Consider the following 26,280-nt stretch of genomic DNA (forward strand, 5'->3'; position numbering starts at 1 on the left):
GAAAACTTTGACCACCGTCACTTACGTGTCATATCGTCGCCCCGCCCATATCGATGTAAGTCGCGGCACTCGAACAGGACGTTGTTCTCGCAGGCGCCACGGTCAGCGTGCTGACCACGGCCGCCCCGGCTCGGGAGGAGACACGGACGGTCACCGGGGAAGCGGCTGATCATCCGACCCGACCGGAGTCTCACCATGCAAGCTCAAATCCGCAGGGCCATGATTGTCGGCATGGCGATGGCCATGCTGGCCGTCGTCGGCGTGTCGGCGCCCTTCGCGCCGCCGGCTCACGCCATGCAGGTGATCACCGATATCGCTTACGCTCCCGCGCAACCGGCCGGTAGCAGGGGGCATCTGCTGGACCTCCACCTGCCGTCCACCGGCATCACGCCCCGGCCGCTGCTGATCTGGCACACCGGCTCGGCCTGGACCAGCGACGACGGCAAGGCCGGCGCGGACGCGATCGCGAGCGTCTTCAACCCGCTGGGCTTCGCCGTGGCCGGCGTCAGCGTCCGGTCCAGCGCCCAGGCGATCTTCCCGGCCCAGGTGCACGACATCAAGGCGGCCATCCGCTGGCTGCGCGCGAACGCCGCCACCTACAACCTCGACCCCAACCGCTTCGCGATCATGGGTGACTCCTCCGGCGGCTGGCTGACGGAGATGGCCACCCTGTCCGGCGGCGTGGCGGCGATGGAGGGGACCGTCGGCACGACCGGCGTCTCCAGCGCGGTGCAGGTGGGACTGGCCTTCTACAGCCCGACCGACTTCCTGCAGATGAACGCGCAGAACCTGCCGACCGGCGGGCTCGACCACAACTCGCCCGCCTCGCCGGAGTCCCTCCTGGTCGGCTGCCCGATCCAGACCTGCCCGGCCACGGTGGCCCAGGCCAATCCGATGACCTACGTCGACGCCAACGACCCGCCGCTGCTGTTCCTGCACGGCCAGGCCGACTTCCTGGTGCCGCACGGGCAGAGCGTCCTGCTCTACAACAGGATCAAGGCCCAGTGCGGCAACGCCACGTTCGTCTCGGTGCCCGCCGCGGACCACATGATGCCCCAGATCATGGACCCCGCCCAGTACGGCCTGCAGACCGTCCGCACCACCACCGGCTGCGGCGAGACCGTCGGCACCGGCACGTTGAACCCCACCTGGCCCAACTTCACGACCTTCCTGCGCGCCGGGCTGAAGATGGGCAACTCCTGCGAGGTCACCTACTCCACCGGCGTCTGGAACGGCGCCTTCAACGGCAGCGTGAGCGTCAAGAACACCGGCACGACCCCCATCGACGACTGGACCCTGACGTGGGCCTGGTCGGGCAACCAGAACATCACGACCGCCTGGAACGCCGCGGTGACCCAGGCCGGCACCCAGGTGACGGCCCGTGACGCCGGCCACAACACCTACATCGGCCCCGGCTCCAGCCAGAGCTTCGGCTTCGCGGCGACCGCCACCGGGACGAACGCCATTCCGGCCCAGTTCAAGCTCAACAACATCGTCTGCACGAGAGTGCCCGCCTGAGACGAGGTGCCGGGCCCGAGCCGAACGGCGACGGCCCGGCACCGTTCTCCCGTCGCCCGGATCCTGAGAATTACATTCGGAGAAGTGTGACGTGGAGCGGAAAGGCGCATTTCCGGAAGCCGACACGTTCCGTTTAATCCTGATCACGGATTGTCGTCGACCGGATTGCCCGCGTTCATATTGCTTTCCCCGATGAGCCGCCCCTATTGTTGCCCCTGACGGCTCGTCGGCCTATTTCCCGTTGTTTTCACGGACCGGCCACGGGTCGCTCGATATCCCGGCACCCGAATATGAATCGGATGAGCCGCCTTCCGCTGCCCGAAATCCGTTGTCCGGGATCGTCGCTGAGTTGATGAGTTAGGAAACGTGTGCGTACATCCAACATGTTCGTCAGGAGCCTCGGCGTCTATGTGCCTGACAGTGTGAGCGTCGAGCAGGCGGTCCGTGAAGGCTGGTACCCCTCCGAGGAGGCCGAGAAGTTCCAGCAGATCGGCGCGGCGGTGGCCGGCGACATGCCCGCGCCCGAGATGGCGCGGCTCGCGGTCCTGGACGCGTACGACCGCTGGGGTCAGTCCTCCCCGCGCGACCTCGACCTCCTGCTCTACCCGTCGGTCTGGCACCAGGGCCCGAACGGCTGGCAGCCCCAGCACTACCTGCAGATGCACCTCCTCGGCGGGAACGTACCGGCGTTCGAGATCCGGAGCGGCTGCGTGGGGATGATCAGCTCGCTCGAACTCGCGGCGAGCTACCTGCGGGCCGACACGAACCGGGAGACGGCGATGGTCGTCTCCTCCGACAACCACGGCACCCCGCTGGTGGACCGCTGGCGGATGACCCCCGGCGCGCTGATCGGCGACGCCGCGGCCGCGCTCCTCCTCGGCAAGGGGTACGGCATGGCCGAGCTCCTGTCGGTGAACGCGACGGTGATCCCGGAGGCCGACGCGGTCAACGACGGCGCCTACCCCCTGTTCCCCCCGGACGCCACCGTCGGCGTGGGGCTGAGCTTCGGGGACCGGCACGAGGAGTTCCGCCAGCGGCTGCTCAAGGCGCACGGGACCGGGATCCACCTGACGATCCAGAAGACGATGATGCAGCAGGTCGAGCGGACCCTGGACGAGGCCGGGATCGGGCTCGCCGACATCACGCGGGTGGCGCTGCCGCACGGCCGCCGCGAGGACCTGGACGGGCAGATGTCCTGGCTGGGCATCGACGAGGAGCAGACGACCTGGGACTACGGCAGGCGCGTGGGCCACTGCGGCGCGGTGGACCAGTTCATCGCCTTCGAGCACCTGATCGCGACCGGCGGGCTCGTGGCCGGGGACCACCTGCTCATGGTCGGGTTCGGCTCGGGCACCTCCGTCGCCGCGGCGGTTTTCAGGATCCTCTCCACCTCCCCCGTCACGGAAGGGGCACACGCATGACCGGGCTCACGGACACGCGCACGGCCGAGCTCACGCGAAGGCTGGTCGACTTCATCCAGGAGAACCTTGTCCAGGACGGCGACGACGTCAAGGTCGACGAGACGACCCCGCTCCTCGTGTCGGGTCTCCTCGACTCCCTGCGGACGGCGCGGCTGCTGAACTTCCTCCGCAAGGACGTCGGCGTCCCGATCCCCGCCGCGAGGCTCGACCCCGAGAACTTTCGGGACGTCGCGACCATCGTGGCGATGGTCAGAGAACTCGAATCCGTCTAGCCGGGGCGAGGACAGAGTCATGCGGTTGGAGAACACGTACATCAGCGGAGTGGGAGCGTTCCTCCCCCGGACCGTCGTCAGCGTCGAGAAGGCCGTCGCCAAGGGCTGGTACCCGGCCGAGGACGCCGAGCTGCACAACCTGGCCGGGGCGGTGGTGGCCGGTGACGTACCGGCTCCGGAGATGGCCCTGCACGCGGCGCGGAGCGCGATCAAGCGCAGCGGCCGGGCGCCGGACGACCTGGACCTCCTCCTGTACGCCTCGACGTGGCACCAGGGGCCGGACGGCTGGCCCCCGCACTCCTACCTGCAGCGTCATCTCGTCGGCGGGGACGTCCTGGCCACCGAGATCCGGCAGGGCTGCAACGGGATGTTCATCGGCCTGGAACTCGCGGCCGGCCACCTCGACGCCGCTCCCGGCCGGCAGGCCGCCCTGCTGGTCGCCGCCGACAACTACGGCACCCCGCTGATGGACCGGTGGCGGATGGGCCCCGGCTACGTCGGCGGGGACGCCGCCAGCGCGCTCGTGCTCACCAAGGGGACGGGTTTCGCGCGCCTGACGTCGGTCTGCACGACGACGGTGACCGAGGCCGAGGAACTCCACCGGGGCAGCGAGCCCCTGTTCCCGCCGGGCGTCACGCTCGGGCGCAAGATGAGCTTCGCGGCCAGGAACGAGCAGTTCCGGCAGCAGGTCATGTCCACGGGCGAGGCCACCGCGGCGCTGTTCAAGATCCAGCGGGCGTTGATGGAGGTCGTCGAGCGCGCGCTGACCGAGAGCGGGATCGAGGCGGGGGACCTCACCCGGGTGGCGTTCATGAACTACTCGGAGGAGATCGTCGAACAGCGGTGCATGGCGATGCTCGACCTGCCCATGTCCCGCTCGACCTGGGAGTACGGCCGCACCATCGGCCACTGCGGGGCCAGCGACCAGATCCTCTCCCTCGACCACCTGCTCACGACCGGGGGGCTGGGCCCCGGCGACCACATGCTGATGCTCGGCACCGGGCCGGGAGTGACCGTCTCCAGCGCCGTGATCAAGATCATCGACAGTCCTCAGTGGGCCTGACCCGAAGAGCGGGCCTGAACCGAAGGGAAACGAACGCAGATGGTCGACAGCCCGCGCGGAGTCCGGGTGGAACCAGTGGCGGTGATCGGGATCGGATGCCGCCTTCCCGGCGACGTCGGCTCACCGGACGAGTTCTGGGACCTGCTGTCCGCGGGCCGGAACACGACCCGGCCGCTGCCCGCCGAACGCTGGCGCCGGTACGAGAACCGGAGCCCCGAGTACGCCGCCGCGCTGCGTGACGCCGTACGTCACGGCAGCTTCCTGAGCGACATCGAGGGCTTCGACGCGGAGTTCTTCGGCCTGTCGCCCCGCGAGGCCGAGCTGATGGACCCGCAGCAGCGGATCCTGATGGAGACCGCGTGGGAGGCCCTGGAGCACGCCGGCCTGCCGCCGCACGAGCTGGCCGGCACCGACGCCGGGGTGTTCATGGGCGTCTGCACCGCCGACTACGGAGGCCGCCTCCTGGAGGACCTGCCCCAGATCGAGGCGTGGACCGGGATCGGCGCCGCGACCTGCGCCGTCGCCAACCGCATCTCCTACTCCCTGGACCTGCGCGGGCCCAGCATGGCGATCGACACCGCCTGCTCGGCGTCGCTGGTCGCGCTGCACCTGGCCGCGCAGAGCCTGCGGCTCGGCGAGAACGACGTCGCCCTCGCCGGCGGCGTCAACCTGCTGGTCACCCCGGGCCAGACCCTCACGCTCGGCACGGCCGGGGCCCTCGCCCCCGACGGCCGGTCCAAGTCGTTCGACGCGTCGGCCGACGGCTACGGGCGCGGCGAGGGCTGCGGCGTGGTCGTGCTCAAGCGGCTGTCCGACGCCCAGCGCGACGGCGACCGGATCCTCGCGCTCGTCATCGGCAGCGCCGTGAACCAGGACGGGCACACCAACGGCATCATGGCGCCGTGCGGGGAGGCCCAGGCACACGTGATGGCCCGTGCCTGCAGGCAGGCGGGCGTCGAGCCGTCCACCGTCGACTACATCGAGGCGCACGGCACCGGCACCCGGCTCGGCGACCCGCTGGAGGCGGGGGCGCTCTCCTCCGTGTACGGCACGGGGCGGACCCCCGGCGACCCGTGCCTCATCGGCTCGGTCAAGTCCAACATCGGTCACCTCGAAGGCGCCGCCGGCATCACCGGCGTCATCAAGGCGGTGCTCGCCCTCCACCGGCGCGAGATCCCCCCGAGCGTGCTGACCAGCCTGAACCCGGCCATCTCGTGGGAGACCTCGGGCCTGCGCGTGGTGACGGAACAGTCGGCCTGGCCGGAGCGCGACCACCCCAGCCGGGCGGGCGTCTCCAGCTTCGGGTACGGCGGCACGGTCGCGCACATCGTGCTTGAGCAGGCTCCCGTGGCCGAGGAGGCGCCACGGGCAGAGGAGGCGCCACGGGCCGACGCGGCGGGGGAGCGGCTGTTCCCGCTGTCGGCCGCGTCGGAGCAGGCCCTGCGGCAGTACGCGGGCAGGCTCGCCGACCACCTCGGGAAGGGCGGCGACCTGGCGTCGGCCGGGCACACGCTGGCGCTCCGCCGCACCCACCTGGCCCGCCGCGCCGTCGTGGTCGGGGCGGACGGGGACGAGGTGGCGGCCGGGCTGCGCAGGCTCGCGGACGACGTGCCGGGCGAGGCCGTCATCACCGGTGACGTGCTGCCCGAGCCCGGCCCCGGGCCGGTCTGGGTCTTCTCCGGGCAGGGCTGCCAGTGGCGCGGGATGGGCCGGGAGCTGCTCGCCGTGCCGGAGTTCGCGTCCGTGGTCGACGAGGTGGATCCCATCTTCGTCGAGGAGATCGGTTTCTCCCCCCGGCAGGTCCTGGCCGACGGCGATCTCGACACCATCGACCGCGTGCAAACCATGATCTTCGTGATGCAGCTGGGCCTCGCCAGGCTCTGGAACGCGTACGGGGTCACCCCGAAGGCCGTCATCGGCCACTCCGTCGGCGAGCTCGCGGCGGCGGTGACGGCCGGCGTGATGACCGTCGCCGACGGCGCCCGCCTGATCTGCCGCCGCTCCCGGCTGCTGCGCCAGGCCGAGGGCAAGGGGGCCATGGTGATGGTCGACCTGTCCTTCGAGGAGGCGGAGGAGAGGCTGGCCGGCCGTACCGACCTGGTGGCCGCGATCGCGTCGGCACCCGGCTCCACCGTGCTGTCCGGCGACGTCGCCGCGGTCGAGGAGGTGGTGAACGAGTGGCCGGTCGAGGGCATCGTGGTGCGGCGGGTGGCGTCGGACGTCGCCTTCCACAGCCCGCACATGGACCCCCTGGCCGTCGAGCTGGCCGCCTCCGTCGCCGATCTCTCGTTCGGGACGCCTCGCATCCCCATGTACACGACCGCGCTGGCGGACCCCCGGTCGACGGCCGTCCTGGACGGCGCGTACTGGGCGGCGAACCTGCGTGACCCCGTGCGGCTGGTCGCGGCGACGACGGCCGCGGCGCAGGACGGCCACCGCGTGTTCCTGGAGATCTCCCCCCACCCCGTGGTCGCGCACTCGGTGACCGAGACGCTCTCGGAGAACGGGTTCGAGGACGTGTTCGTCGGCACGTCACTGCGCCGGAACCAGCCTGAGCGGCTCACCTTCCTCGTCGCGCTGGGCACCGCGCACTGCCACGGCGTCGAGGTGGACTGGAGCGGGCTGCAGCCGTCCGGCGGCCTGGCCGACCTGCCGCCGTACGCCTGGCAGCACCGCCGCCACTGGCGCGAGTCGTACGCCGAGGCCGACAACCGGGGGCACGACGTGCACTCCCACACCCTGCTCGGGGCCGGGAGCGGCCTCGCGGGCAGCCGGACCCGGGTGTGGCGGACCAGCGTGGAGGACGCCAACCGGCCCTACCCGGGCAGCCACGCCCTCAACGGGGTCGAGATCGTGCCCGCCGCCGTGCTGGTCAACACGTTCCTGCTCGCGGTCGAGGACGAGGACGTCACGCTCACCGACGTGGAGATGACGCACCCGCTGATGACCGCGGAACGCAGGCAGGTCCAGGTCGTGCACGAGCCTCCGGCGATACGGCTCGCGGCCCGCACGCCGGCCGGTCCCGACGAGCCGGAACCCGCCTGGCTGGTGCACGTCACCGCGGACGTGGCCGCCCCGGGCCAGGCGAAACCCGACCTGCTGCCGGACGCCGGCGCCCTCGTCCCGATCGATTCCGGGTTCGTGCACAAGCGGCTGGCCACCGTCGGCGTACCCTCGACGGGCTTCGACTGGACGATCGAGACGCTGCTGGGCGGGGACGGCGCGCTGCGGGCCACCGTCAACACGGCTCGCACCGGAGAACCGGGGACCTGGGCGCCGGCGCTGGACGCGGCGATGTCCGTGGCGCCCTGCGTGTTCCCCGGCGATCCGGTGCTGCGCATGGTCGTGCACATCGACGAGATGGTGCTGACCGGCCCGCCCCCCTCGACGGTGATCATCGACGCGGCCGTGGACCCGGCCGCCGACGACACCGTCCGGGTGCTCCTGGCCGACGTGGACGGCCGGGTGGTGGGACACCTCACGGGACTCCGCTACCCGGTGATCGACGCGCCCCTCTCGGCAGAGGAGGATCTCGGGGGGCCCGCGGAGGCGTTCGCCGGTCTGGCGCCCGAGGACCTGCGCGAGCGCGTCCTGCCCGAGATCCGCGGGGAGATCGCGGCCGTGATGAGGCTCGCCCCCGAGGACCTGGCGATCCGGCGTCCCCTTGTCGAGCAGGGTCTGGACTCGGTGATGACCGTCATGGTCCGGCGGCGCCTGGAGAAGCGGTTCGGCCGCCGTCTTCCCGCGACCCTGCTGTGGCAGCAGCCCACCATCTCCGCGATCGCGGACCACCTGGCGGAGCTTCTCGCGACCCCGAGACCGGACGCGGCACCGGCGGCCGTTCCCGAGAGCGCGCCGCTCGTGATCGGAGGCTGAGGCCGGTTCCCGAGAGGGTGACTCCGATCGGGGACCGAGGCCGTTCTTGGGAGCGTGCCTGTGATCGGGGGCTGAGGCCGCCCCCGAGAGCGTGCTTGAGGCCGTTCCCGAGAGCGTGGCCGCGTTCTTGATGTTCGCGATGTTCGCGATCTCGCCGGACGGGGCGGTCCCCGGTCTTGAGTGTGGCGGCGGTGTGGAGGTATGCGGCAGGTAGCGTGCAGAGCATCGTACGGATGAGGTATCGCCCTTACCGTCGCGAAGTATGCAGACAGTGGACGTACTGGTCGTGGGCGCGGGCCTGGCCGGTCTGCACACGGCCCGCCTGCTCGCGCGACGGGAACTGAACGTGATGGTGGTCGACCGCCGCAGGTCGCTGTCGGCGGGCATCCGCACGACAGGGATCTTCGTACGCCGCACCCTCGACGACTTCGACCTGCCGGATCACCTGCTCGGCCCGGGTGTCCGGGACGTGCTGCTGTATCCGCCGTCGCGGCGGTCGCCGATCCGGCTCACCAGCGACCGGGACGAGTACCGCGTGGCCGACATGGCGGGCGTCTACCGGCACGCGCGCCGCGCGGCGGAGTCGGCCGGGGCGCGGGTCCTCCTGGGCGTACGGTACGTCGGCGCGTCGACGGGGCTCGTGCGGTTCGCGGACGCGGAACCGGTGGCGGCGCGGTTCGTCGTCGGCGCGGACGGCGCCCGCTCCCGGGTGGCCCGTGACCTCGGCCTCGACGTCAACCGGCGCTTCCTCGTCGGGGCCGAGATCGTCCACCCGATCGCGTCGGGCACGACCACCCCGGCGTTCCACTGCGTGCTGGACCCCCGGATCGCCCCCGGGTACCTGGGATGGGTCATCGACGACGGGCGGCACGCGCATGTCGGCGTCGCGGGATATCCGGACGCGATGCGCGCCGGCGTCCGCCACCTGCTGGACGCCTTCGCCGCGGACGCGCCCGGCGGTACGCCGACGGCCGGGCCGGTCGAGCGCCGGGGTGGCCCGATCCCGGTCGGCGGTGTGCTGCGACGGCTGGCGTGCCCCGCGGGACTGCTCGTCGGGGACGCGGCGGGCGCGGTGTCGCCGCTGACGGCCGGTGGGCTGGACCCCTGCCTGCGCATGTCCGAACTGGCCGCTGCGGTCATCGCCGGGTACCTGCGCACCGGCGACGAGCGCGTGCTGAGCCGGTACGACGGGAACGCGTTGCGGAGCCGGTTCCGGGGCCGGCTGCTGCTTCGCCGCGTGTTCGCCGGCATCCGGTCCCCGATCGCGGCGGAGGCGGCGGTGACCGCGCTGCGCGGCCGTGCCGGTCGCGCCCTGGCGGCGCGGGTCCTGTTCGGCGACGGCTCGTTTCCCGAAGTCGACCCACGGCTCGCGGACCCGGTCGCCCACGTCGGCCCGTGATCGGCGGCGGTCACGTCGTCCAGGCCGCGCTCCACGCGTCGCCGCCGGACGGATCGGGGACTCGTCCCCGCTTCCCGTCGCTTCCCGCCGCCTCCCGGCCGTCGACGAGCTTCTCCGGGTGTGCCGCGTCAGTACTGGTTCATCTTGGCGTCCAGGGCGAGTCCGGCGTCGATCGCCTTGGCGGGGATCCCCTTGAGGCCCATCTGGTCCTTGGTGATCCGGCCGAGGGTGGGCAGGCTCCCGCGGTCCGGCCAGGTCTCGGGCTTCCACAGCGAGGAGCGCAGGAAGGCCTTCGCGCAGTGCATGTACAGCTCCTCGACGTCGACGAGGATCGCCAGCCTCGGCCGCTTGCCCTGGACCACCAGGTCGTCGAAGAACGGCGCGTCCGACACGAGCGTCGCGCGCCCGTTCACGCGCAGTGTCTCGTTCATCCCCGGCACGATGAACAGCAGCCCGACGTGGGGGTTGTGCAGCACGTTGCGGAGATTGTCGAGCCGGTGGTTGCCGGGCCGGTCGGCGAGCACCAGCCGGTGGTCGTCCAGGACCAGCACCGATCCCGCGGGGTCCCCACGGGGGGAGACGTCGCAGGTGCCGTCGGAGTCGGAGGTGGCCAGCAGCACGAACGGCGAGTGCGCGATGATCGTGCGCGCGTGCTCGTCGATCCGGGCGATGTCCTTGTCCCAGATGGTCTGCGGCGGCTCCTTCGCGATCTCCCGGAGCTCGGCCTCGGTCCTCACCGTACGGATCTCAGAAGGGTTCACCCTCCGAATATATGTAAGGCAAGCCTAACCCACGTCGTGGCACTCACCCCGGACGCGATCGTCGGGCTCGCCGAGGCGGCGCGGGCGCGGTACGGCTTCACGGACTTCGGGCTCAGGGGCGGGTTGTTCGCCGCGGAGCGGGAGATCGACGCCGTCTAATAAGGTGGAGAAATGCCCCTCATATCCCCTTGTATCCCCTCGTGTTCCCCTTGTGTCCTTCCGTGTTGACCGCGTCCTGCCGTGACCGGGGTCGCGTCCCGCCGGGCTCTGTCATGACCGGGCTCGTGTCTTGTCGGGCTCGGTCATGACCGGGCTCGTGTCCCGCCGCGTCCTGTCATGACCAGGGAGACCCGTACGCTGCCCGCACTCGCGGCGGGGCAGGTCGAGATGCCGTTCGCGATCCTGGGCTGGAGCGAGACCATCGCCCACGACACCACCTGGAACGAGCACTCCCACCCCTTCCACGAACTGCTCTGGAACGAGCGGGGCACGTCCACGGCCGTGGTGGGCGAGCGGGTCTGGACGGTGACCCCCTCCCTGGGCCTGTGGATGCCCGCGGGCACGCTGCACTCCGGCTCGGCGATCGTCGGTACCTGCTGCCGCGCCGGTTTCTTCGGCTTCGGCACCATGACCTCGATCTCGCCCACACCCGTCGGCGTCGAGATCACCCCGCTGCTCCGGCTGCTGCTGGAGCGGCTCGCCGACACGGAACTGCCTCCCGGCTCGCGGACGGTGACCGAGGCGATGGTCCTCGACGTGCTCACCCCCTCCCCGCGCGAGCTGCTCCTGCACGTGCCCACCTCGGACCTGCTGCGCCCGATCGTCGACGCGGTACGGGACGATCCCGGCGATTCGCGGACGCTGGCGGGCTGGGCGTCCCACCTGGGGGTGAGCGCCCGTACGATCACCCGGGCCTTCAACGCGGAGACGGGGACCAGTTTCGCGCGCTGGGTCGCGGCGGTGCGCGCCCAGCACGCGGTCGCGCTGCTCACCCGGGGCTGGGAGGTCGACGTCGTGGCGGAGGAGGTCGGCTACCGCTCGGCGAGCGCGTTCGGCGCGGCCTTCCGGCGGACGACCGGGCTGACGCCGGGCGCCTTCCGGGCGCGCTGACGTCGCGAGCGCCTTCCGGGCGCGCTGACCTCGCGAGCGCCTTCCGGGCGCGCTGACGTCGCGAGCGCCTTCCGGGCGCGCTGACCTCGCGAGCGTTCGGGCGCGCCGACATCCGTCGTGAGCGCTTGTCGGGTGCGTTGACCTCGCGAGCGCTTTTCAGGTGCGCTGATTTCGAGCGCGTTCGGGCCCGCTGAGCCGGGATGTTCCGGGCGTCGAGGTTGTTCCCGGCGCGGTGAGGTCGCGGACGCGGAAGGCCGCCTTCCCCGTGTGGGGCGGGGTTCGCGGACGCGTCGCCGTGCTCGTACGCGTGCCGCCGGAGGGTCTTCCTCCGCTCTCCGTGTCCCGATCCCGACAACGGCTGTCTCAAAAGCTCGATTGCGACAACTCGGTCATTCCTCCTAAAGTGCAAGCCAAGGCAAGCCTTACCTAACTAGATCGAAGTGTGCGGCAGTTACGGTGTACCGCCCCACGGACGCGTAGCGCGACCCAGGCGTGCGAGGCCGGCACCGGCGAAAATTCTGAAAGTGGAGTACGGATGAAGCGTCCACGTAGCCTTCGCGTCCTCGCCGTGACGGCTGTCCTGCTGGGCCTCGCGGGCTGCGGTGGCCCGTCGGAGACCCAGGTCGAGAGCGCGACCGCGAGCGGCGCCCCGAGCACGAGCGCGAGCGGCGCGAGCGCCTTCCCCATGACGATCGAGCACGCGCTGGGCACGACCACCATCCCGGCGAAGCCGGAGCGGGTGGCCACGGTCAACTGGGCCAACCACGAGGCGCCGCTGGCCCTCGGCGTCGTCCCGGTCGGCATGGCCGCCGCGAACTTCGGCGACGACGACGGCGACGGGCTGCTGCCCTGGGTGAAGAAGCGCCTGGAGGAACTGCGGGCCAAGACGCCCGTGCTGTTCGACGAGACCGACGGCATCGACTTCGAGGCCGTCGCCGACACGAAGCCGGACGTGATCCTCGCCGCCTACTCCGGCCTGACCAAGCAGGACTACGACACCCTGAGCGACATCGCCCCCGTGGTGGCCTACCCGAAGGCGGCGTGGGCGACCCCGTGGCGCGAGATCATCCAGCTGAACAGCGAGGCCATCGGGCTCGCCGCCGAGGGTGACAGGTTGATCGCGGACATCGAGGGCGACATCAGCGAGGTCGTCGCGAAGTATCCGCAGCTCAAGGGCAAGTCGACGATGTTCATGACGCACGTCGACCCCAACGACGTGAGCACGGTCGGCTTCTACACGACGCACGACACCCGCACGCTCTTCTTCGAGGACCTCGGGCTCACGATCCCGGGCAGCATCGCCAAGGCGTCCGAGGGCACCGACCAGTTCGCCCTGACGCGGAGCGCGGAACAGGCCGACCTGTTCGACGACGTCGACATCATCACCGGGTACGGCGACGACAAGGGCGAGCTGCTCGACAAGCTCCGCGAGGACCCGCTGCTGTCGAAGATCCCCGCCGTCAAGCGCGGATCGGTGTACCTCCTGCCCGGCAGCACGCCCCTCGGCACCGCCGCGAACCCGACGCCCCTGTCGATCTCGTGGGTGCTGGAGGACTACGTCAAGGCGCTCGCCGGCGCCGCGGACAAGGTCAAGTGACGTCGGTCGACACCGCCCGCCCGCCGGACGCCGTCCTCGTACGGCGTCCGGCGCGCGTCCGGGTCCTGTGGCTGCTCGTCGTGGTCCTGGTCCTGGCCGCGCTCACGGTGGCCTCCGTCGCGCTCGGCTCGCGCGACGTCGCCTGGTCCGACGTCTGGGCCGCCCTCGGCGGCGCGGACGACTCCCTCGAACAGGCGGCGGTCGCCAAGCGGATACCGCGTACCCTGCTCGCGATGGTCGTCGGTGCCGCGCTCGGCCTCGCGGGCGGTGTCATGCAGGGCGTGACCCGCAACCCGCTGGCCGACCCGGGGATCCTGGGCGTCAACATGGGCGCGTCGCTCTCCGTCGTCACCGCCGTCGTGTTCTTCGGGCTCACGTCGCCGACCGGGTACATCTGGGTCGCGATGGCGGGGGCCGCCGTCTCGGCCGGGTTCGTGTACACCGTCGGGTCCCTCGGGCGCGGCGGGGCCACGCCCCTCAAGCTCGCGCTCGCCGGCGTCGCCACCTCGGCGGCGTTCGCGTCCCTGGTCAGCGCCGTCATCCTGCCCCGCAACGACGTCGCGGGGAGCTTCCGGCTCTGGCAGATCGGCGGGGTGGGCGGCGCGTCGTACGAGCGCATCGGGCAGGTGCTGCCGTTCCTCGCCGTCGGTTTCGCGGTGTGCCTGCTGTCCGCGCGGGCGCTGAACTCGCTCGCCCTGGGCGACGAGCTCGCGGCCGGGCTCGGTGAGCGCGTCGCCGTCATCCGGGCCACGGCCGCCCTCGGCGCCGTCGTGCTGTGCGGCGCGTCGACGGCCGTCGCCGGGCCGATCGGCTTCGTCGGGCTCGTCGTCCCGCACGCGTGCCGCCTGCTCGTCGGCGTGGACCACCGCTGGCTGCTGCCGTTCTCCACCCTGGTCGGCGCGTCGCTGCTCACCGCGGCCGACGTCGTCGGCCGCGTGGTGGCGCGCCCGGAGGACGTCGAGGTGGGCATCGTGACGGCGCTGATCGGCGCCCCGTTCCTCATCCACATCGTCCGCGGTCGGAAGGTGCGTGACCTGTGAGCGAGCGAGCCGACGAACGCGGCGGCGTCGCGCCCGCGGTCCCCGGTGAAAGAGGGGCCGTGAGCGAGAGAGCCGCCAAGGACATCGCGGTCTCCGGCGAAGGAGGGGCCGTGAGCGAGAGAGCCGGTAGGGACGTCGCGGTCCCGGTGAAGGAGGGGTCGTGAGTATCCCCACGGCCACCCGGCCGGCCGTCGTCCAGGTCGTCGCCCGAGGCCGCCGCCGGCGTGCCTCCCGGCGTCTCCTCGTCGTCCTGGTGCTGGCGGTGCTCGTCGTCGCCGGGTTCGCCGTGACCCTGATGGCCGGGCAGACGTTCTACCCGCCCCGCGACGTGCTCCGCGTCATCCTCGGCGAGCAGGTCCCGGGGGCGTCCTTCACGGTCGGGCGGCTCCGGCTGCCGCGCGCCGTCCTCGCCGTGGCCGCGGGATTCAGCTTCGGCCTGGCCGGTGTCACCTTCCAGACGATGCTCCGCAACCCGCTGGCCAGCCCCGACATCATCGGCATCAGCTGGGCGGCGAGCGCCGCGGCGGCCGTCGCGATCGTGTCGCTGTCCCTCGGCGGGCTCCAGGTGTCGGCCCTCGCCATCGTCTCCACCCTCGCCGTCGCCCTGCTGGTGTACGTCCTGGCGTTCAAGGACGGCGTCGTCGGCACGCGGCTCATCCTGATCGGCATCGGGATCGCCGCGATCCTGGAGAGCATCACCTCCTACGTCCTGTCCAGGGCCGCCGAGTGGGACCTCCAGGAGGCCATGCGCTGGCTGACCGGCAGCCTCAACGGCACGACCTGGGAACAGGTCCTGCCCGTCCTCGTCGCGCTGGTCGTCCTCACCCCCGTCCTGCTCTCCCAGGCGCGCGACCTGTCGGCGATGCAACTCGGCGACGACACAGCCTCCGCGCTCGGGGTCCGCGTCGAACGCACCCGCATCACAGTGATCATCGCCGCCGTCGGCCTGATCGCCTTCGCCACGTCGGCGGCCGGGCCGATCGCGTTCGTGGCGTTCCTGTCCGGGCCCATCGCGGCCCGGCTCGTCGGCGCTGACGGCTCCCTGCTCGTGCCCGCCGGGTTCGTCGGCGCCCTCCTGGTCCTCGTCGCAGACTTCACCGGCCAGTTCGCGTTCGACCTCCGCTACCCGGTCGGCGTCGTCACCGGGGTCCTCGGCGCGCCGTACCTCGTCTATCTGATCGTCCGCACCCATCGGGCCGGAGGCTCGCTGTGACCACGTCCCACTCCCTCGCGGCCGAGGGGCTCACGCTCGGCTACGGCGACCGCGTCGTCGTCGAGTCCCTCGACCTGGCAGTGCCGCCCGGCGGGGTCACGGTCATCGTCGGCGCGAACGCCTGCGGGAAGTCGACGCTCCTGCGCTCCCTGTCGCGGCTGCTCAGACCCCGCGAGGGCCGGGTCGTCCTGGACGGCAGGGAGGTGCACCGCATGCCCGCCAAGGAACTGGCCCGCACGCTCGGGCTGCTTCCCCAGTCGCCGGTGGCGCCGGAGGGCATCACCGTGCTCGACCTCGTCGGCCGGGGCCGCCACCCGCACCAGGGGATCTTCTCCCGGTGGAACGCCGGGGACGACGCCGCGGTGGCGGCCGCCCTGGAGGCCACCCGGACGACGGACCTCGCAGACCGCGCCGTCGACGAGCTGTCCGGCGGCCAGCGCCAGCGGGTCTGGATCGCCATGGCGCTGGCCCAGCAGACCGACCTGCTCCTCCTCGACGAGCCCACCACCTTCCTCGACGCCAGCCACCAGATCGAGGTCCTCGACCTGCTGACCGACCTGAACCGCACCCGCGGCACCACCGTCGTGATGGTCCTGCACGACCTCAACCTCGCGGCCCGGTACGCCGACCACCTCATCGCCCTCGCCGACGGCCGCATCCACGCCTCCGGCCCCCCGGTGGACGTCCTCACCGAGGACAACGTCCGCGCCGTCTTCGGCCTCGACAGCCGCATCATCGAGGACCCCGTCTCCGGCCGCCCCCTGATGCTCCCCATCGGCCGCCACCACGTCCGGCCGCGTCCCGCCCTGTCTCCGGACGACACGCGGGAGGCGTCCCTCTGACCACGCGGGCCGATCGGCCCGCTCCTCTCGGGCCGTCGCCAGGTCACCGGTCAAGTCGTCAGATCACCGGTCAAGGAGTACGGCCTGCTGTACCCTCGCCTGTCCCGTTGGCAGGATGGCCGGGGGCGGCGATGGTTCGTAACGTCGAGACATGACGAACCCGACGAAGGAGCACGCCGTGACCGACCCCCGCCGCGTTCCCGAGGCATTCGAGGCGTTCGAGGCGTCATCGTCGGCACGGCTCGCCGAGGCCTGGGACGGAGCGATGCGTCCCATGCTGTGGATCCTGTTGACGATCAGCGTGGTCTGCAACATCGTGATCTCCTCCGCCGATGTCAACGTGCTCGTCGGAATCGGGTTCGGGCTGGTCACCCTGGGGTGCGTCGCCGCGCTGATCACCCACCGTCACCTGCATCGGCGCTGACGAGCCATCGGGCCGAGCGGGCCAACCGCCCGCCGGTCCGCCCGCCGGTACGGCCTCGCCGCTCCGGGCGACGCGTGACGCGCGGCACCTGAAGCGGCGCTTACACCAGGCGAGATCCCGCCCGATCGACGTGATCGGGCGGGATCTCGCCGTTTCCCCGCCCGCCCTCACCGGAGAGCAGCGCCGCGACCGCGCCGGTCGTCGCCGGGTGCCGGGCGAGCAGCTCGCCCGCCGCCGTGCCGCCGGTGGGTACCGGCCACACCGCAGGGTGGCCGAGCAGCGCGGCCACGGCGTCGCACGCCCCCGGGTGCCCGGTCAGCAGGTCGGCCACCGGCCCGCCAGGCGCGCGCCGGACCGCCTTCGCGGGCGCGGGCGCCGGTCCCTCCCACGGCGGGACCCACGCGTCGAGCTCGGCCAGCCCTCCGGGGAAGGTCCGGCCCGCCTCGCGGACGAGCACGGGAACCAGCTCCAGCGCGTGCCGCCGCAGCGTCGTGATGAGCGTCGGCAGCCACGGCAGCAGGACCGGGTCGGGCAGCCGGGCGAACGCCTTGGACAGCACCTCGACCACGAACGGCGCGAGGGCCGGAACCGGTTCCAGCGCCTGGACGAACCCGCTCAGATAGAGCGGGAAGGAGGGGACGACGAGCGGGTTGGCCAGCAGCTCGTCGCACCGGGCGCGCAGCTCGGCCTGTGACAGCAGGCCCAGCTGGGTTTTCGCCGCCCACAGCAGTGCCACCTTGGCGGGAGCCTCCGGGTGTGACTGCCGCACGGCCAGCTCCAGCTGGGTCCGGTCACAGCCCAGCGAAAGCGCGAGGCTCTCCATGCCGAACAGGAAGCCGAGCGTGGCGCCGACCTGGCGGACACCGGTGTCCTCGTCCACGAAGGCGGTCGGCAGCAGCGTGCAGTAGTGCGCGTAGCCGGCCGTGACGAACGCCTCGCACCAGGCAGGCAGGGCAGGCTGGGTGGCCCGGTAGTGGGCCAGCAACCGGCGGATCCGGTGCAGCACCTCCGGGGCGTCGTCCACGGTGCGTTCGGCGGCGAGCAGCTCCACCGCGCGGTTGCCGAGCTCGTCGGTGAGGCGGCGGCCGCCCAGGTAGAGGATGGCGTCCTCCACGGCCGCCAGCGCGATTCCCGCGGTGGCCCGCGGCTCCCACACCTTGCGGCGCAGCCGCTGTTCCAGCACCTGCTCGACGGTGACGCCCTCGTAGCCCAGCTCGATGACCGACCGCTGGTGGCGGCCGATCGCGATGTCCCAGCTCTCCTGGATCGGCCGCTCGCCCAGGCGGCGCGTCCCCATGATGGGCCGGACCGCGCCCTCGGGCAGCAGGTAGCGCAGCTTCCACAGCAGGTCCGAGCACGGCACCAGCTCTGGATCGGCGGTGAGGTCGAGCAGCGCCCGCTGCTGGGTGCGCCTGGTCAGATCCAGCCCGAGCGGTTCCAGCCGGTCGTACACGTCGCGGGCCAGCGGCGGGAGCGCGTGGTAGCCGACCTGGCCGATCCGGTCGCCGCCCAGCAGGATCTCGCACAGGCGCCGGATGTCGCGGCGGCCCGGCACCACGTCCTTCTCGATGCACGTGACGGCGGCGTCCTGGAAGTCGTACGGCGTCGGCCTGGCCCGGTTGCGCAACCCCGCGAGCAGGATCGAGGTCTCGAACACGGAGATGGCGTCGGCCGTACTGGCCGCGTAGCCGTTGCGGCGGGCCAGCCGCACGATGTCGACGCACCATCCGCGCAGCTCGGCCTCGTCCAGGCCGTCCAGCGCGGGCGGGGTGGACAGGAACCCCGACAGCCGGTCGGTCACCGGCTCCGGCGGGACCGGTGCCGAGACCCGCGCGGTCCTCGCCCGCGAGCGGGTGCCCTGCTGCCCTCCCAGCCGGTACGGGGTGACGCCGCCGCGCGTCGCGGCCTTGGCCCAGGTGGCCGCCGCGATCGACACCGACCCCTGGGCCAGGCCGAACTGGGTCTCGATGGCCGAGTGGCTGGAGGGGATGAGCCCGTACAGCCAGCGGGTGGCCGTGCGGGGGGTGACGGTGTAGTCCCGCACGGTGGACGCGAGCCCGAACTCGGGCACCGTGCTGACCGCGTGGAAGGCGCCGCACACGTACAGGCAGTGCGCGGGGTCGGCACCGGAGGAGGCGAGGTGCTCGTGGATCCGGGTCCACATGTAGCGCTCGCGCTCCTCGTCGTCGGCCAGCCGGTCGCCCCCGGGGGTCAGCCGCCGGAACAGGCTGCCGACCAGGGCCATGGCCTGCCGGTAGGTGTCGTGGTCGGCGCCGGTCAGCGGCTGCTCGACGTACTGGTCCCACCACTCCGACCAGTGCCGGACCTTGCCGTGGCGCAGCAGGTGCTCCTCCAGCTCGGCGAAGCGCGGGCGCAGGTCGCCCACCTCCACGCCCACGGCGTCGCCGTGCAGGTCACCGGCTCCCTCGCCGGTGCCTTCACCGGTACGGCCTGCGGCGACCGTTCCGGCCGGTCCGGCAGGTTCGGGCGGTTCGTGGGGCAGCCACTGGAAGACGTGGTCTGTTGAGCGGTCGACCAGCACCAGCTCGACGTCCGGGGTCTCCAGCGCGTAGGCGATGGCCTGGTACTCCGCCGACGCCTCGGTGACCGGCGCCACCACGCTGAGCGGGCCGGAGCCGGGCGGGAACCCCTCAAGCTCGGTGGCGTACGCCTGCAACGCCACCGGCAGCCGGCAGTTGCGCAGCTCCTCCAGCAGCGGACGCAGGTCCTCGCACAGCTCCAGGTAGATCACCTTGGGCCGCTTCTCGCGCAGCCGCCGCGTCATGGCCAGCGCGGAGGCCGGTGAGTGGTGGCACACCGGGAAGATCTCAAGCTCCTCGCCCAGCGCCCGGCCGACGTCGTCGACCAGGCCGGTCAGGATCTCCGGCAGCGTGTCCGGGCCGTCGGCGAACGCGGCGGCGGCGCCGAGGAGCTGCTCGCGCAGAGCGCTGAAGGCGCTCGTGGCAGGGCTCATGTCAGTGCTCGCGGCGGCGTTCATGACAGGGTGGAGATGGCCTGGCGGCCGCCTTCGAGGAAGTTCGTCCATTCCCCGCCCTCCCGCTGACTGCGCGGCTCGACGACCCCGTGCCAGTACTTGTTCAGGATGGCGAGGTCCTCGGGGGCGCGCCTGGCCAGCGAGCCCACCAGGGCGCCGGCCAGCGTCTGGGCGCGCAGGACGCGGTCGCCGAAGAAGTTGCTGTGCAGGATGGCGTCCTCCAGCACGCCGATCTGCTCGGCGGTGGACAGCGCCGACTCCAGCTTCTCGTCCTCGCTGCCGGCCGAGGCCGCCGCGGCGCGCAGGTCGGCGAAGCTCCGCAGCAGGATGTCCAGCAGCGTGGGCGGCAGGTCCAGCTCGATCCGGTGGCGGCGCAGCAGCTCCTCGGTACGGAAACGGACGATCTCCGCCTCGCTGGCCTTGCTCGTCACGACCGGGATCCTGACGAAGTTGAACCGGCGCTTCAGCGCCGAGGACAGGTCGTTCACCCCACGGTCGCGACTGTTGGCCGTGGCGATGATGGAGAACCCGGGCCGGGCGAACACGATGTTGTCGGTGTCGAGCTCGGGGATGGACATGTACTTCTCGGACAGGATCGAGATCAGGGCGTCCTGCACGTCGCTGGTCGAGCGGGTCAGCTCCTCGAAGCGCCCGATCACGCCCCGCTCCATCGCCGTCATGATCGGTGAGGGGATCATCGACTCGCGGGACTGGCCCTTGGCGATCACCATGGAGACGTTCCACGAGTACTTGATGTGGTCCTCGGTCGTACCGGCCGTGCCCTGGACACCCAGGGTGGAGTTGCGGCAGATCGCCGCGGAGAGCAGCTCGGCCAGCCAGCTCTTGCCGGTCCCGGGGTCGCCGATCAGGAGCAGGCCGCGGTCGGAGGCGAGCGTCACGATGCTGCGCTCGACGAAGCCGCGCTCACCGAACCACTTCTGCGGGATCTCCCGCTCCAGCCCGTCGGAGCGCTCGGAGCCGAGCACGAACAGCCGTACCATCCGGGGACTGAGCCGCCAGGAGAACGGCTTGGGGCCGTCGTCGACCGACTCCAGCCAGTCGAGCTCCTCGGCGTACTTCACCTCGGCGGGGGCGCGCAGCATCTCGTTGGTCATCGGGGGTCTCCTAAGCGAGGAAGGTCTTCAGTTCGAGTACGAGCTTGCGGATGTGGCCGGAGATCACCGGCGTGCCCTGGTCCTTGAGCTTCTGCCGGAACCACGGATTGACGCTCTGCCGGCCGCCGCTGCTGACCGAGCCCACCGGGATGAGCCGGACGCCGGAGCGGTGCATCGCCTCCATGCCGGCGAAGACGGCCTCGGACCGCCATTCGTAGAAGTCCGAGATCCACACGACCACGGTGTTGCGCGGGTCGGCGACCTTCGGCTGGGCCAGCGTCAGGGCGGCCGTCCCGTCGGTGCCGCCGCCGAGCTGGGTCCGCAGCAGCACCTCGAACGGGTCGTGCACCCACGGGGTGAGGTCGAGCGCGCGGGTGTCGTAGGCGATCAGGTGCACGTCCACCTTGGGCAGCCCGGCGAAGATCGACGCCAGGATGGTGCAGTTGACCATCGCGTCGACCATCGAGCCCGACTGGTCGACGACCACGATCAACCGAGCCGGGGTGGTGCGCCTGGCGGTGCGCCGGTAGTACAGCCGGTCGACGTAGAGCCGCTGGTCCTCGGGGTTCCAGTTGACGAGGTTCTTCCAGATCGTGCGTTCGACGTCGAGGTTGCGGAAGACCCGCTTGGGCGGCACCGACCGGTCGATGACGCCCGCGCTGGTCTTCTCGACCTGCGTGCGGAGCACCTCGGCGACCTCGTCGACGAACCTGCGGATCAGCGCCTTGGCGTTGGCCAGCGCCACCCCCGAGAGGTTGGACTTGTCGCGCAGCAGCTGCTCGACGAGCGACATGCTCGGCGTGAGCTGCCTGGCCAGCGCCGGGTCGGCCAGCACCTCGCGCAACCGCATCCGGCTGACCAGGTCGGCCTCCAGGCCGGCCAGCACCGCGGCCAGTTCGCGGTCGCTCTCGGTGCCGCCGCCGCGGCCGCTCCCGCTGCCCGCCCCGAGGCCGCCACCGCCGCCGCGGCCACCCTCGCCGCCTGTGCCGGAGCCGTCTCCAGAGCCGTCTCCGGAGCCGTTTCCTTGGCCGGTCCCGGGGCCGGGCGTACCGTCCAGGGCCTGCCTGAACCAGCCCGCGTCCTGCTGCCAGGCCGCGAGCCGGGTGGCGGTGACCTCTCCCGTCCCGGTGGCGAAGACGTTGAGCAGCAGTTTCGACACCAGGGCCGCTGTGCGCACGGACTCACCGGCCCGGTCGGACCGGCCGGTCGCGTGCTCCGGCGGTGTCGTCAGGACCTGGAAGTCGGCGGCCAGCTCGGGGAAGCGCTGCACCAGGGTGTCGATCGACACCGAGGGGTCGAGCAACGCGGCGGGCAGGCCGAGGTTGTCGACGACGGCCGCGCTCGCGGTCTCCAGCGCGGGCTGCTCGTCGCTGTCGAAGAGGCGGGCGAGCAGCCGCCAGTAGAGAACCTGGCGCCGGTTCCGCTCCGCACTCGTCACGGTGTCGTGGCTGTTCTCGCTCATCGTCGCAGCAACCGTCCGGCCCGCTCGCGCAGGATGGTGACCGCGTCCCCGGTCCTGGCCTCGGCCTTCACCACCTTGGGGTCGGTGGGCCCCAGCGCCCAGTCGCCGGTGTGCACGCTGAGCGTCTCGCGTTTGACCTTGGTCTGGACGGCCAGCGGCTGCAGCAGCCAGCGGCCGTCGTCCCAGCGGACCAGCCCGACGCACGCGGAGGAGCCCGCCACCAGCTTCGGGGTGAGCGGTCCGCAGGCGGGCAGCAGATCGGTGTCGACGGCGAGCACCGCGCCGCCCAGGTCGAACGAGCCGTCGGCGGTGACCTTGTAGTCCTCCACCAGCACGGGCTCGGCGATGCCCACCGGATGGCGGTCGAGAGGCGGTACGGCGGGCGCGAGCACGCCGCCGAGCCGGAGCCTGGCCACCGCGAAGGGATCGGCCGGTTCTCCGGCCCGCGCCCGGCCGTCGTCCCACAGCAGGTCGCCGCTCGCCAGCACGGGCATGCCGGTGACGTCCAGGCCGCGCCGTCCGGCCAGCGCGCCCAGCAGCAGGGGGTGGCGGTGCAGCAGCTTCCACACGGCGGGGCCGGTGATGGTGTCCACCTTGGCGGCGGCGACGGTGGCGCGCACCAGCCGGGCCTGCCCGCCGTCGGCGGGTTCCAGCACCCCGTGCACCTGCGCCTGGACGGCGGTGGAGTGCTCGTGCACGTCGACGCCGAGGATCAGCAGCCGTCCCGACAGCTCCTGCGGGTGGTCGGCCGGGGCGGGCTCGCCGGTCCGGCCGCCGGTGCCGGTCAGGAGGAGGGCCCGGGTCCACAGGTCGGCCCAGCGCCGCACCGGCAGCCGCTCCATCGTGCCGACCGGGCAGGAGGCGCGCAGCTCGGCCGCGAGGCCGTCGAGCAGCACCGCCGCCCTGCGGTGCCCCGGTACGGCCAGCAGCGCCTCGATGACCTGGTCGGCGGCGGAGACGAGACCGTGGTCGACACCGCGCCAGCCGGTGATGGCCAGCTCGCACAGCCAGGACCGGGCGGCGCCGAGCAGGTTGCCGGAGTCCGTCGCGGGGGCGGGCGAGGCCTGCCACGTGTCGCGTTCGCGTCCCAGCGCCTCGTCCAGGTCGGCGAGCAGGGCGTCGTGCACGGAGCCGAGCAGCGCGGCCCGGCCGCCGGCCAGCGTCGTCAGCGACTCCTCGGTGATCGAGCCGGCGGTGATCTTGGCCGTGGCCTCCGCCAGCGCCTCGCCCAGCGGGGTGAGCGCGAAGGCGTCGGCGAACGCGGTCAGCGCCGCTGCGCGCTCCTCGGCGAGCCGGGCCAGCCCGTGCACCAGCGCCTCGTCGAGGCCGGTCACCAGCTCCAGCGCCTCACCGAGGCCCGCCGGGTCGCCGTCGAGCAGCCGGGTCAGCTGCACGGGGAGCATCAGCGCACCCCCGTGGCCGGGAACGAGGTCGGGAACGTGGCCGGGAACCAGTGGAGCTCGGGGATCGGCGCGGTGGTGTCGGGCAGCTCCAGGTAGGCCAGGTGGCGCAGGAAGCGGCTGAACACCATGGCCGCGGGGGCGGGCTCGTGGCCGCCCCGCAGGCAGTCGATCAGCTCGGTCCCCTCGGAGACCTCCGCCCGCAGGTAGCGGGCCACCCGGTCGGCGCCGTACTGCAGGACGGCCTCGGCGGCGAGGGCCCGCAGGTGCTTGCACGGCGAGCCGTACAGGCCGCCGCACGGGCGGTTGTTGTTGGTGCTGCAGTTGTAGGCGTGGGTCCCGGCGGCGATGGAGGAGACGTAGACGCGGCCGATGTCCGAGCCGCTCGACACGACGCCCTGCAGCCGCCCGTCCGCCAGCTCGACGAAGGGCACCTTCGCCAGCTTGCGGGGCTGGACGGGCGGCACCACCCGCACCCTGCTGTGCTGCTCCCATGCGGCCCTGCCGGCCGCTGAACGGTCGATCATGACTCGGGAACCTAGCGCCGCGCACCGACAGAAACGCCGATCCGTACGGGCGGCGAGCGGCCACCGGGCGCGCGCCGGGTACGGGTGTCCGCGCTCGCCGGATGCCCTCGGTTTCGCCGGGAGACGGAAGACCATGCGGAGCATCCTCACCGCGAGCGCGGCGGGCCCACATCGCCCGATCGACACGGCCGGACGTCTCTTTTGAGAGGCGTCCCCGTCAGGCGTTCCGCAGGGAGGGGTGGCTTCGGGCGGTGCCGTCGCCGCCGCCGCCGTCGCGGTAGGCGCTGGGGCTCACGCCCAGGACGCGCTTGAAGGCCGAGCTGAAACCGAACGCGTCGGAGTAGCCGACCCTGCGTGCCACCGTGGCGACCGTCGCGGCGGGCTCGGCGAGCATGTCGGCGGCGAGCGCCATCCGCCACTCCGTCAGGTACGTCATCGGCGGCTCGCCCACGAGTTCGGTGAACCGCCTGGCCAGGGTGGTGCGCGAGACGCTCGCGGCGGTCGCGAGGGAGGCGAGCGTCCACGGCCTGGACGGGTCGTCGTGGATGGCGCGCAGGGCCGGTCCGGCCACGTCGTCGCCCAGGGCGGCGTACCAGCCGGGACTCACCGCCTCCGGCCGGTCGAACCAGTCGCGCAGCGTGCACACCAGCAGCCAGTCGAGCAGCCGGTCCAGCACGATCTGGTGCCCCGGGCGGCCGCAGAGGAGCTGCGCCTCAAGGTACGCGCCCATGCTGCCGCAGTCGTGATCGTCCGGCACGACGAGCACCGGGGGCAGCACCCTGACCAGGCGGCGGGCGACCTCGCCGTTGACCCGGTACGACCCGGCCAGCAGGATGGTGTGACCGGTCAGGTCCCCGGCGACGGCGCCGTCATGGTGGACGTCCGTCGCCTGACGCGGTGTCTCGGTGTCCGCGACCACGAAGGGCTCCGGTCCGCGCACGATCGCCGCCTCGCCCAGTCGCACCCGCCGGGCGTCGTCTCCCCGGACGATCCACCCCTCGCCGCGCAGGGGGGCGACGAGCGTCAGGGAGGGGCCGTCGGTGAATCTGAGCGCCCACGGAGGTGACAGCACCGACGCGCCGAAGACGGAGCCCTCGCCGCGCACCCCCCGCAACAGGTCGTCGTACGGGTCCATGCCGCTCACGATAACGGGCCGATCGGACGAACGCGGCGTACGCCCGGGGATGCCGCGACAACGGGACGATCGGACAGGTGCGGCGTACGCCCGGCCATGTGCGGACGGCTCCCCGCGCGGTTGGCTCTATGACATGAAAGAGATCTTGATTCTTGGCGCGACGGGCAAGACCGGCCGCCGCGTGGTGCGGCACCTGCGTGCGACGGGAGAGCGGGTAAGGGCCGCGTCCCGCTCCAGCGAGGTGCGTTTCGACTGGTCGGAGCCCGCCACCTGGGAGAACGCGCTGCGGGGCGCCGAGGCCGTGTACCTGGTGGCGCCCGACGACCCCACCCCGGTAGGCGACTTCGTCAAGCGGGCCGTGGACGTCAGGCGGTTCGTGGTGCTGTCCGGCCGGGGCATGGACCTGGTCGGCGAGGACTTCGGCCAGGGCATGGCCGCCGCCGAGCGGGCCGTGCGCGACTCGGGGGCGGAGTGGACGATCCTGCGGCCCAACAACTTCAACCAGAACTTCGACGAGGACCTGTGGCACGCGCCGCTGCGCGCGGGGCGGCTGGCGCTGCCGATCGGCGACGTGCCCGAGGCGTTCATCGACGTCGAGGACGTCGCCGCGGTCGCCGCGGCGGCCCTGACGGGTGACGGCCACGCGGGGCGGACGTACGACCTGTCGGGGCCGAGCGGGCTGACCTTCGGCGCGGCCGTCGAGACCATCGCGCGGGCCGCGGGCCGGTCCATCGAGTACGTCGAGCTGACCCCGGAGGCCTACCGGGCCGAGCTGTTCGCCCAGGGGTACCCGGTGGCTGCGGTCGACGCGCTGGACGCCCTGTTCGCCCTGCACCGCGCCGGTCACACGGCCGAGCCCGTCGACGGGGTCCAGCGGGTGCTCGGCCGCCCTCCGCTCGCGTTCGGGGACTACGTGAACCGGATCGCCGCCACCGGCGCCTGGTCGTGACACCGCAGGGAGCGGTGAGCGATCAACCCCGGCGCCACTTCCGGTGAGTGATCAGCCCGGGTGTCACCTCCGGTGAGCGATCGGTCTCGTGCCACTTCCGGTGGGCGTTCTCACCACGGGGGCGGTGAGAACGCTCACCGCCCCGCGTGTCCCGCGAACGA

At 72.2% G+C, this 26,280-nt stretch carries 21 protein-coding genes; 14 read left to right on the forward strand and 7 right to left on the reverse strand.

Annotated elements, in window-relative coordinates; all coding sequences use genetic code 11:
• Positions 1-195 precede the first annotated feature (195 nt).
• The 6 genes from ACSC1Q_RS24725 (at position 196) to ACSC1Q_RS24750 (ending at position 9,549) form a co-directional block, all read left to right on the forward strand.
• On the forward strand, positions 196-1,518 hold the full coding sequence (locus ACSC1Q_RS24725) for a cellulose binding domain-containing protein (RefSeq protein WP_436761084.1): 1,323 nt from the start codon (positions 196-198) through the stop codon (positions 1,516-1,518).
• A gap of 368 nt (positions 1,519-1,886) precedes the next feature.
• A complete protein-coding gene (locus tag ACSC1Q_RS24730) occupies positions 1,887-2,939 on the forward strand; it encodes a ketoacyl-ACP synthase III family protein (RefSeq protein WP_436761085.1) in 1,053 nt (350 codons plus the stop codon).
• Positions 2,936-3,211 carry an acyl carrier protein gene (locus ACSC1Q_RS24735; RefSeq protein ID WP_436761086.1) on the forward strand — a complete coding sequence of 92 codons (276 nt, stop codon included), beginning with the start codon at positions 2,936-2,938 and terminating at the stop codon, positions 3,209-3,211. Before ACSC1Q_RS24730 ends, ACSC1Q_RS24735 begins: the two co-directional genes overlap by 4 nt.
• 19 nt (positions 3,212-3,230) lie before the next feature.
• Positions 3,231-4,274 (forward strand): ketoacyl-ACP synthase III family protein, encoded by a 1,044-nt coding sequence (locus ACSC1Q_RS24740; RefSeq protein WP_436761087.1) that lies wholly within the window; start codon positions 3,231-3,233, stop codon positions 4,272-4,274.
• Between the two features lie 66 nt (positions 4,275-4,340).
• Positions 4,341-8,150: a type I polyketide synthase gene (locus ACSC1Q_RS24745; protein WP_436761088.1), complete on the forward strand. Its 3,810-nt coding sequence runs from the start codon at positions 4,341-4,343 to the stop codon at positions 8,148-8,150.
• A 262-nt stretch (positions 8,151-8,412) separates the two neighbouring features.
• A complete protein-coding gene (locus ACSC1Q_RS24750; RefSeq protein ID WP_436761089.1) occupies positions 8,413-9,549 on the forward strand; it encodes an NAD(P)/FAD-dependent oxidoreductase in 1,137 nt (378 codons plus the stop codon).
• A 128-nt stretch (positions 9,550-9,677) separates the two neighbouring features.
• Here ACSC1Q_RS24750 and ACSC1Q_RS24755 read toward each other — a convergent pair whose 3' ends face one another.
• Positions 9,678-10,310 (reverse strand): pyridoxamine 5'-phosphate oxidase family protein, encoded by a 633-nt coding sequence (locus ACSC1Q_RS24755; RefSeq protein ID WP_436761090.1) that lies wholly within the window; start codon positions 10,308-10,310, stop codon positions 9,678-9,680.
• Between the two features lie 36 nt (positions 10,311-10,346).
• Between ACSC1Q_RS24755 and ACSC1Q_RS24760 the strand changes: the two genes are divergently transcribed.
• From ACSC1Q_RS24760 to ACSC1Q_RS24790, 7 genes are all read left to right on the forward strand, one after another.
• Entirely contained in the window at positions 10,347-10,469 is a 123-nt protein-coding gene (locus ACSC1Q_RS24760; protein WP_436761091.1) for a hypothetical protein, read from the forward strand.
• 177 nt (positions 10,470-10,646) lie between these two features.
• Positions 10,647-11,420 carry an AraC family transcriptional regulator gene (locus ACSC1Q_RS24765; protein ID WP_436761092.1) on the forward strand — a complete coding sequence of 258 codons (774 nt, stop codon included), beginning with the start codon at positions 10,647-10,649 and terminating at the stop codon, positions 11,418-11,420.
• Positions 11,421-11,955: 535 nt separating this feature from the next.
• Positions 11,956-13,017, forward strand: a complete 1,062-nt coding sequence (locus tag ACSC1Q_RS24770) for an iron-siderophore ABC transporter substrate-binding protein (RefSeq protein WP_436761093.1) — start codon at positions 11,956-11,958, stop codon at positions 13,015-13,017.
• The gene (locus ACSC1Q_RS24775) at positions 13,014-14,057 is read left to right on the forward strand and encodes a FecCD family ABC transporter permease (RefSeq protein ID WP_436761094.1); all 1,044 of its coding nucleotides are present in this window, start codon (positions 13,014-13,016) and stop codon (positions 14,055-14,057) included. Before ACSC1Q_RS24770 ends, ACSC1Q_RS24775 begins: the two co-directional genes overlap by 4 nt.
• Positions 14,058-14,217: 160 nt before the next feature.
• Positions 14,218-15,270, forward strand: coding sequence for a FecCD family ABC transporter permease (locus tag ACSC1Q_RS24780; protein WP_436761095.1), 1,053 nt, complete (start codon positions 14,218-14,220; stop codon positions 15,268-15,270).
• On the forward strand, positions 15,267-16,112 hold the full coding sequence (locus ACSC1Q_RS24785; RefSeq protein WP_436761096.1) for an ABC transporter ATP-binding protein: 846 nt from the start codon (positions 15,267-15,269) through the stop codon (positions 16,110-16,112). The genes ACSC1Q_RS24780 and ACSC1Q_RS24785 overlap by 4 nt, the downstream gene beginning before the upstream one ends.
• A 151-nt stretch (positions 16,113-16,263) precedes the next feature.
• Positions 16,264-16,536, forward strand: a complete 273-nt coding sequence (locus ACSC1Q_RS24790; RefSeq protein WP_436761097.1) for a hypothetical protein — start codon at positions 16,264-16,266, stop codon at positions 16,534-16,536.
• Between the two features lie 100 nt (positions 16,537-16,636).
• Here ACSC1Q_RS24790 and ACSC1Q_RS24795 read toward each other — a convergent pair whose 3' ends face one another.
• From ACSC1Q_RS24795 to ACSC1Q_RS24820, 6 genes are all read right to left on the reverse strand, one after another.
• Positions 16,637-19,510: a DUF5682 family protein gene (locus ACSC1Q_RS24795; protein WP_436761098.1), complete on the reverse strand. Its 2,874-nt coding sequence runs from the start codon at positions 19,508-19,510 to the stop codon at positions 16,637-16,639.
• Between the two features lie 20 nt (positions 19,511-19,530).
• On the reverse strand, positions 19,531-20,646 hold the full coding sequence (locus ACSC1Q_RS24800; RefSeq protein ID WP_436761099.1) for an ATP-binding protein: 1,116 nt from the start codon (positions 20,644-20,646) through the stop codon (positions 19,531-19,533).
• A 10-nt stretch (positions 20,647-20,656) separates the two neighbouring features.
• Positions 20,657-22,108, reverse strand: coding sequence for a vWA domain-containing protein (locus ACSC1Q_RS24805; RefSeq protein ID WP_436761100.1), 1,452 nt, complete (start codon positions 22,106-22,108; stop codon positions 20,657-20,659).
• Complete coding sequence (locus ACSC1Q_RS24810) at positions 22,105-23,511, reverse strand: hypothetical protein (RefSeq protein WP_436761101.1); 1,407 nt, start codon at positions 23,509-23,511, stop codon at positions 22,105-22,107. Before ACSC1Q_RS24810 ends, ACSC1Q_RS24805 begins: the two co-directional genes overlap by 4 nt.
• Positions 23,511-24,035 (reverse strand): hypothetical protein, encoded by a 525-nt coding sequence (locus ACSC1Q_RS24815; RefSeq protein WP_436761102.1) that lies wholly within the window; start codon positions 24,033-24,035, stop codon positions 23,511-23,513. Before ACSC1Q_RS24815 ends, ACSC1Q_RS24810 begins: the two co-directional genes overlap by 1 nt.
• Before the next feature lie 217 nt (positions 24,036-24,252).
• Positions 24,253-25,170 carry an AraC family transcriptional regulator gene (locus ACSC1Q_RS24820; protein ID WP_436761103.1) on the reverse strand — a complete coding sequence of 306 codons (918 nt, stop codon included), beginning with the start codon at positions 25,168-25,170 and terminating at the stop codon, positions 24,253-24,255.
• A gap of 133 nt (positions 25,171-25,303) precedes the next feature.
• Between ACSC1Q_RS24820 and ACSC1Q_RS24825 the strand changes: the two genes are divergently transcribed.
• Positions 25,304-26,119: an NAD(P)H-binding protein gene (locus ACSC1Q_RS24825; protein ID WP_436761104.1), complete on the forward strand. Its 816-nt coding sequence runs from the start codon at positions 25,304-25,306 to the stop codon at positions 26,117-26,119.
• Positions 26,120-26,280: the final 161 nt, after the last annotated feature.

This window comes from Streptosporangium heterodermiicola, from assembly GCF_051390675.1.
Lineage (GTDB): Bacteria > Actinomycetota > Actinomycetes > Streptosporangiales > Streptosporangiaceae > Streptosporangium.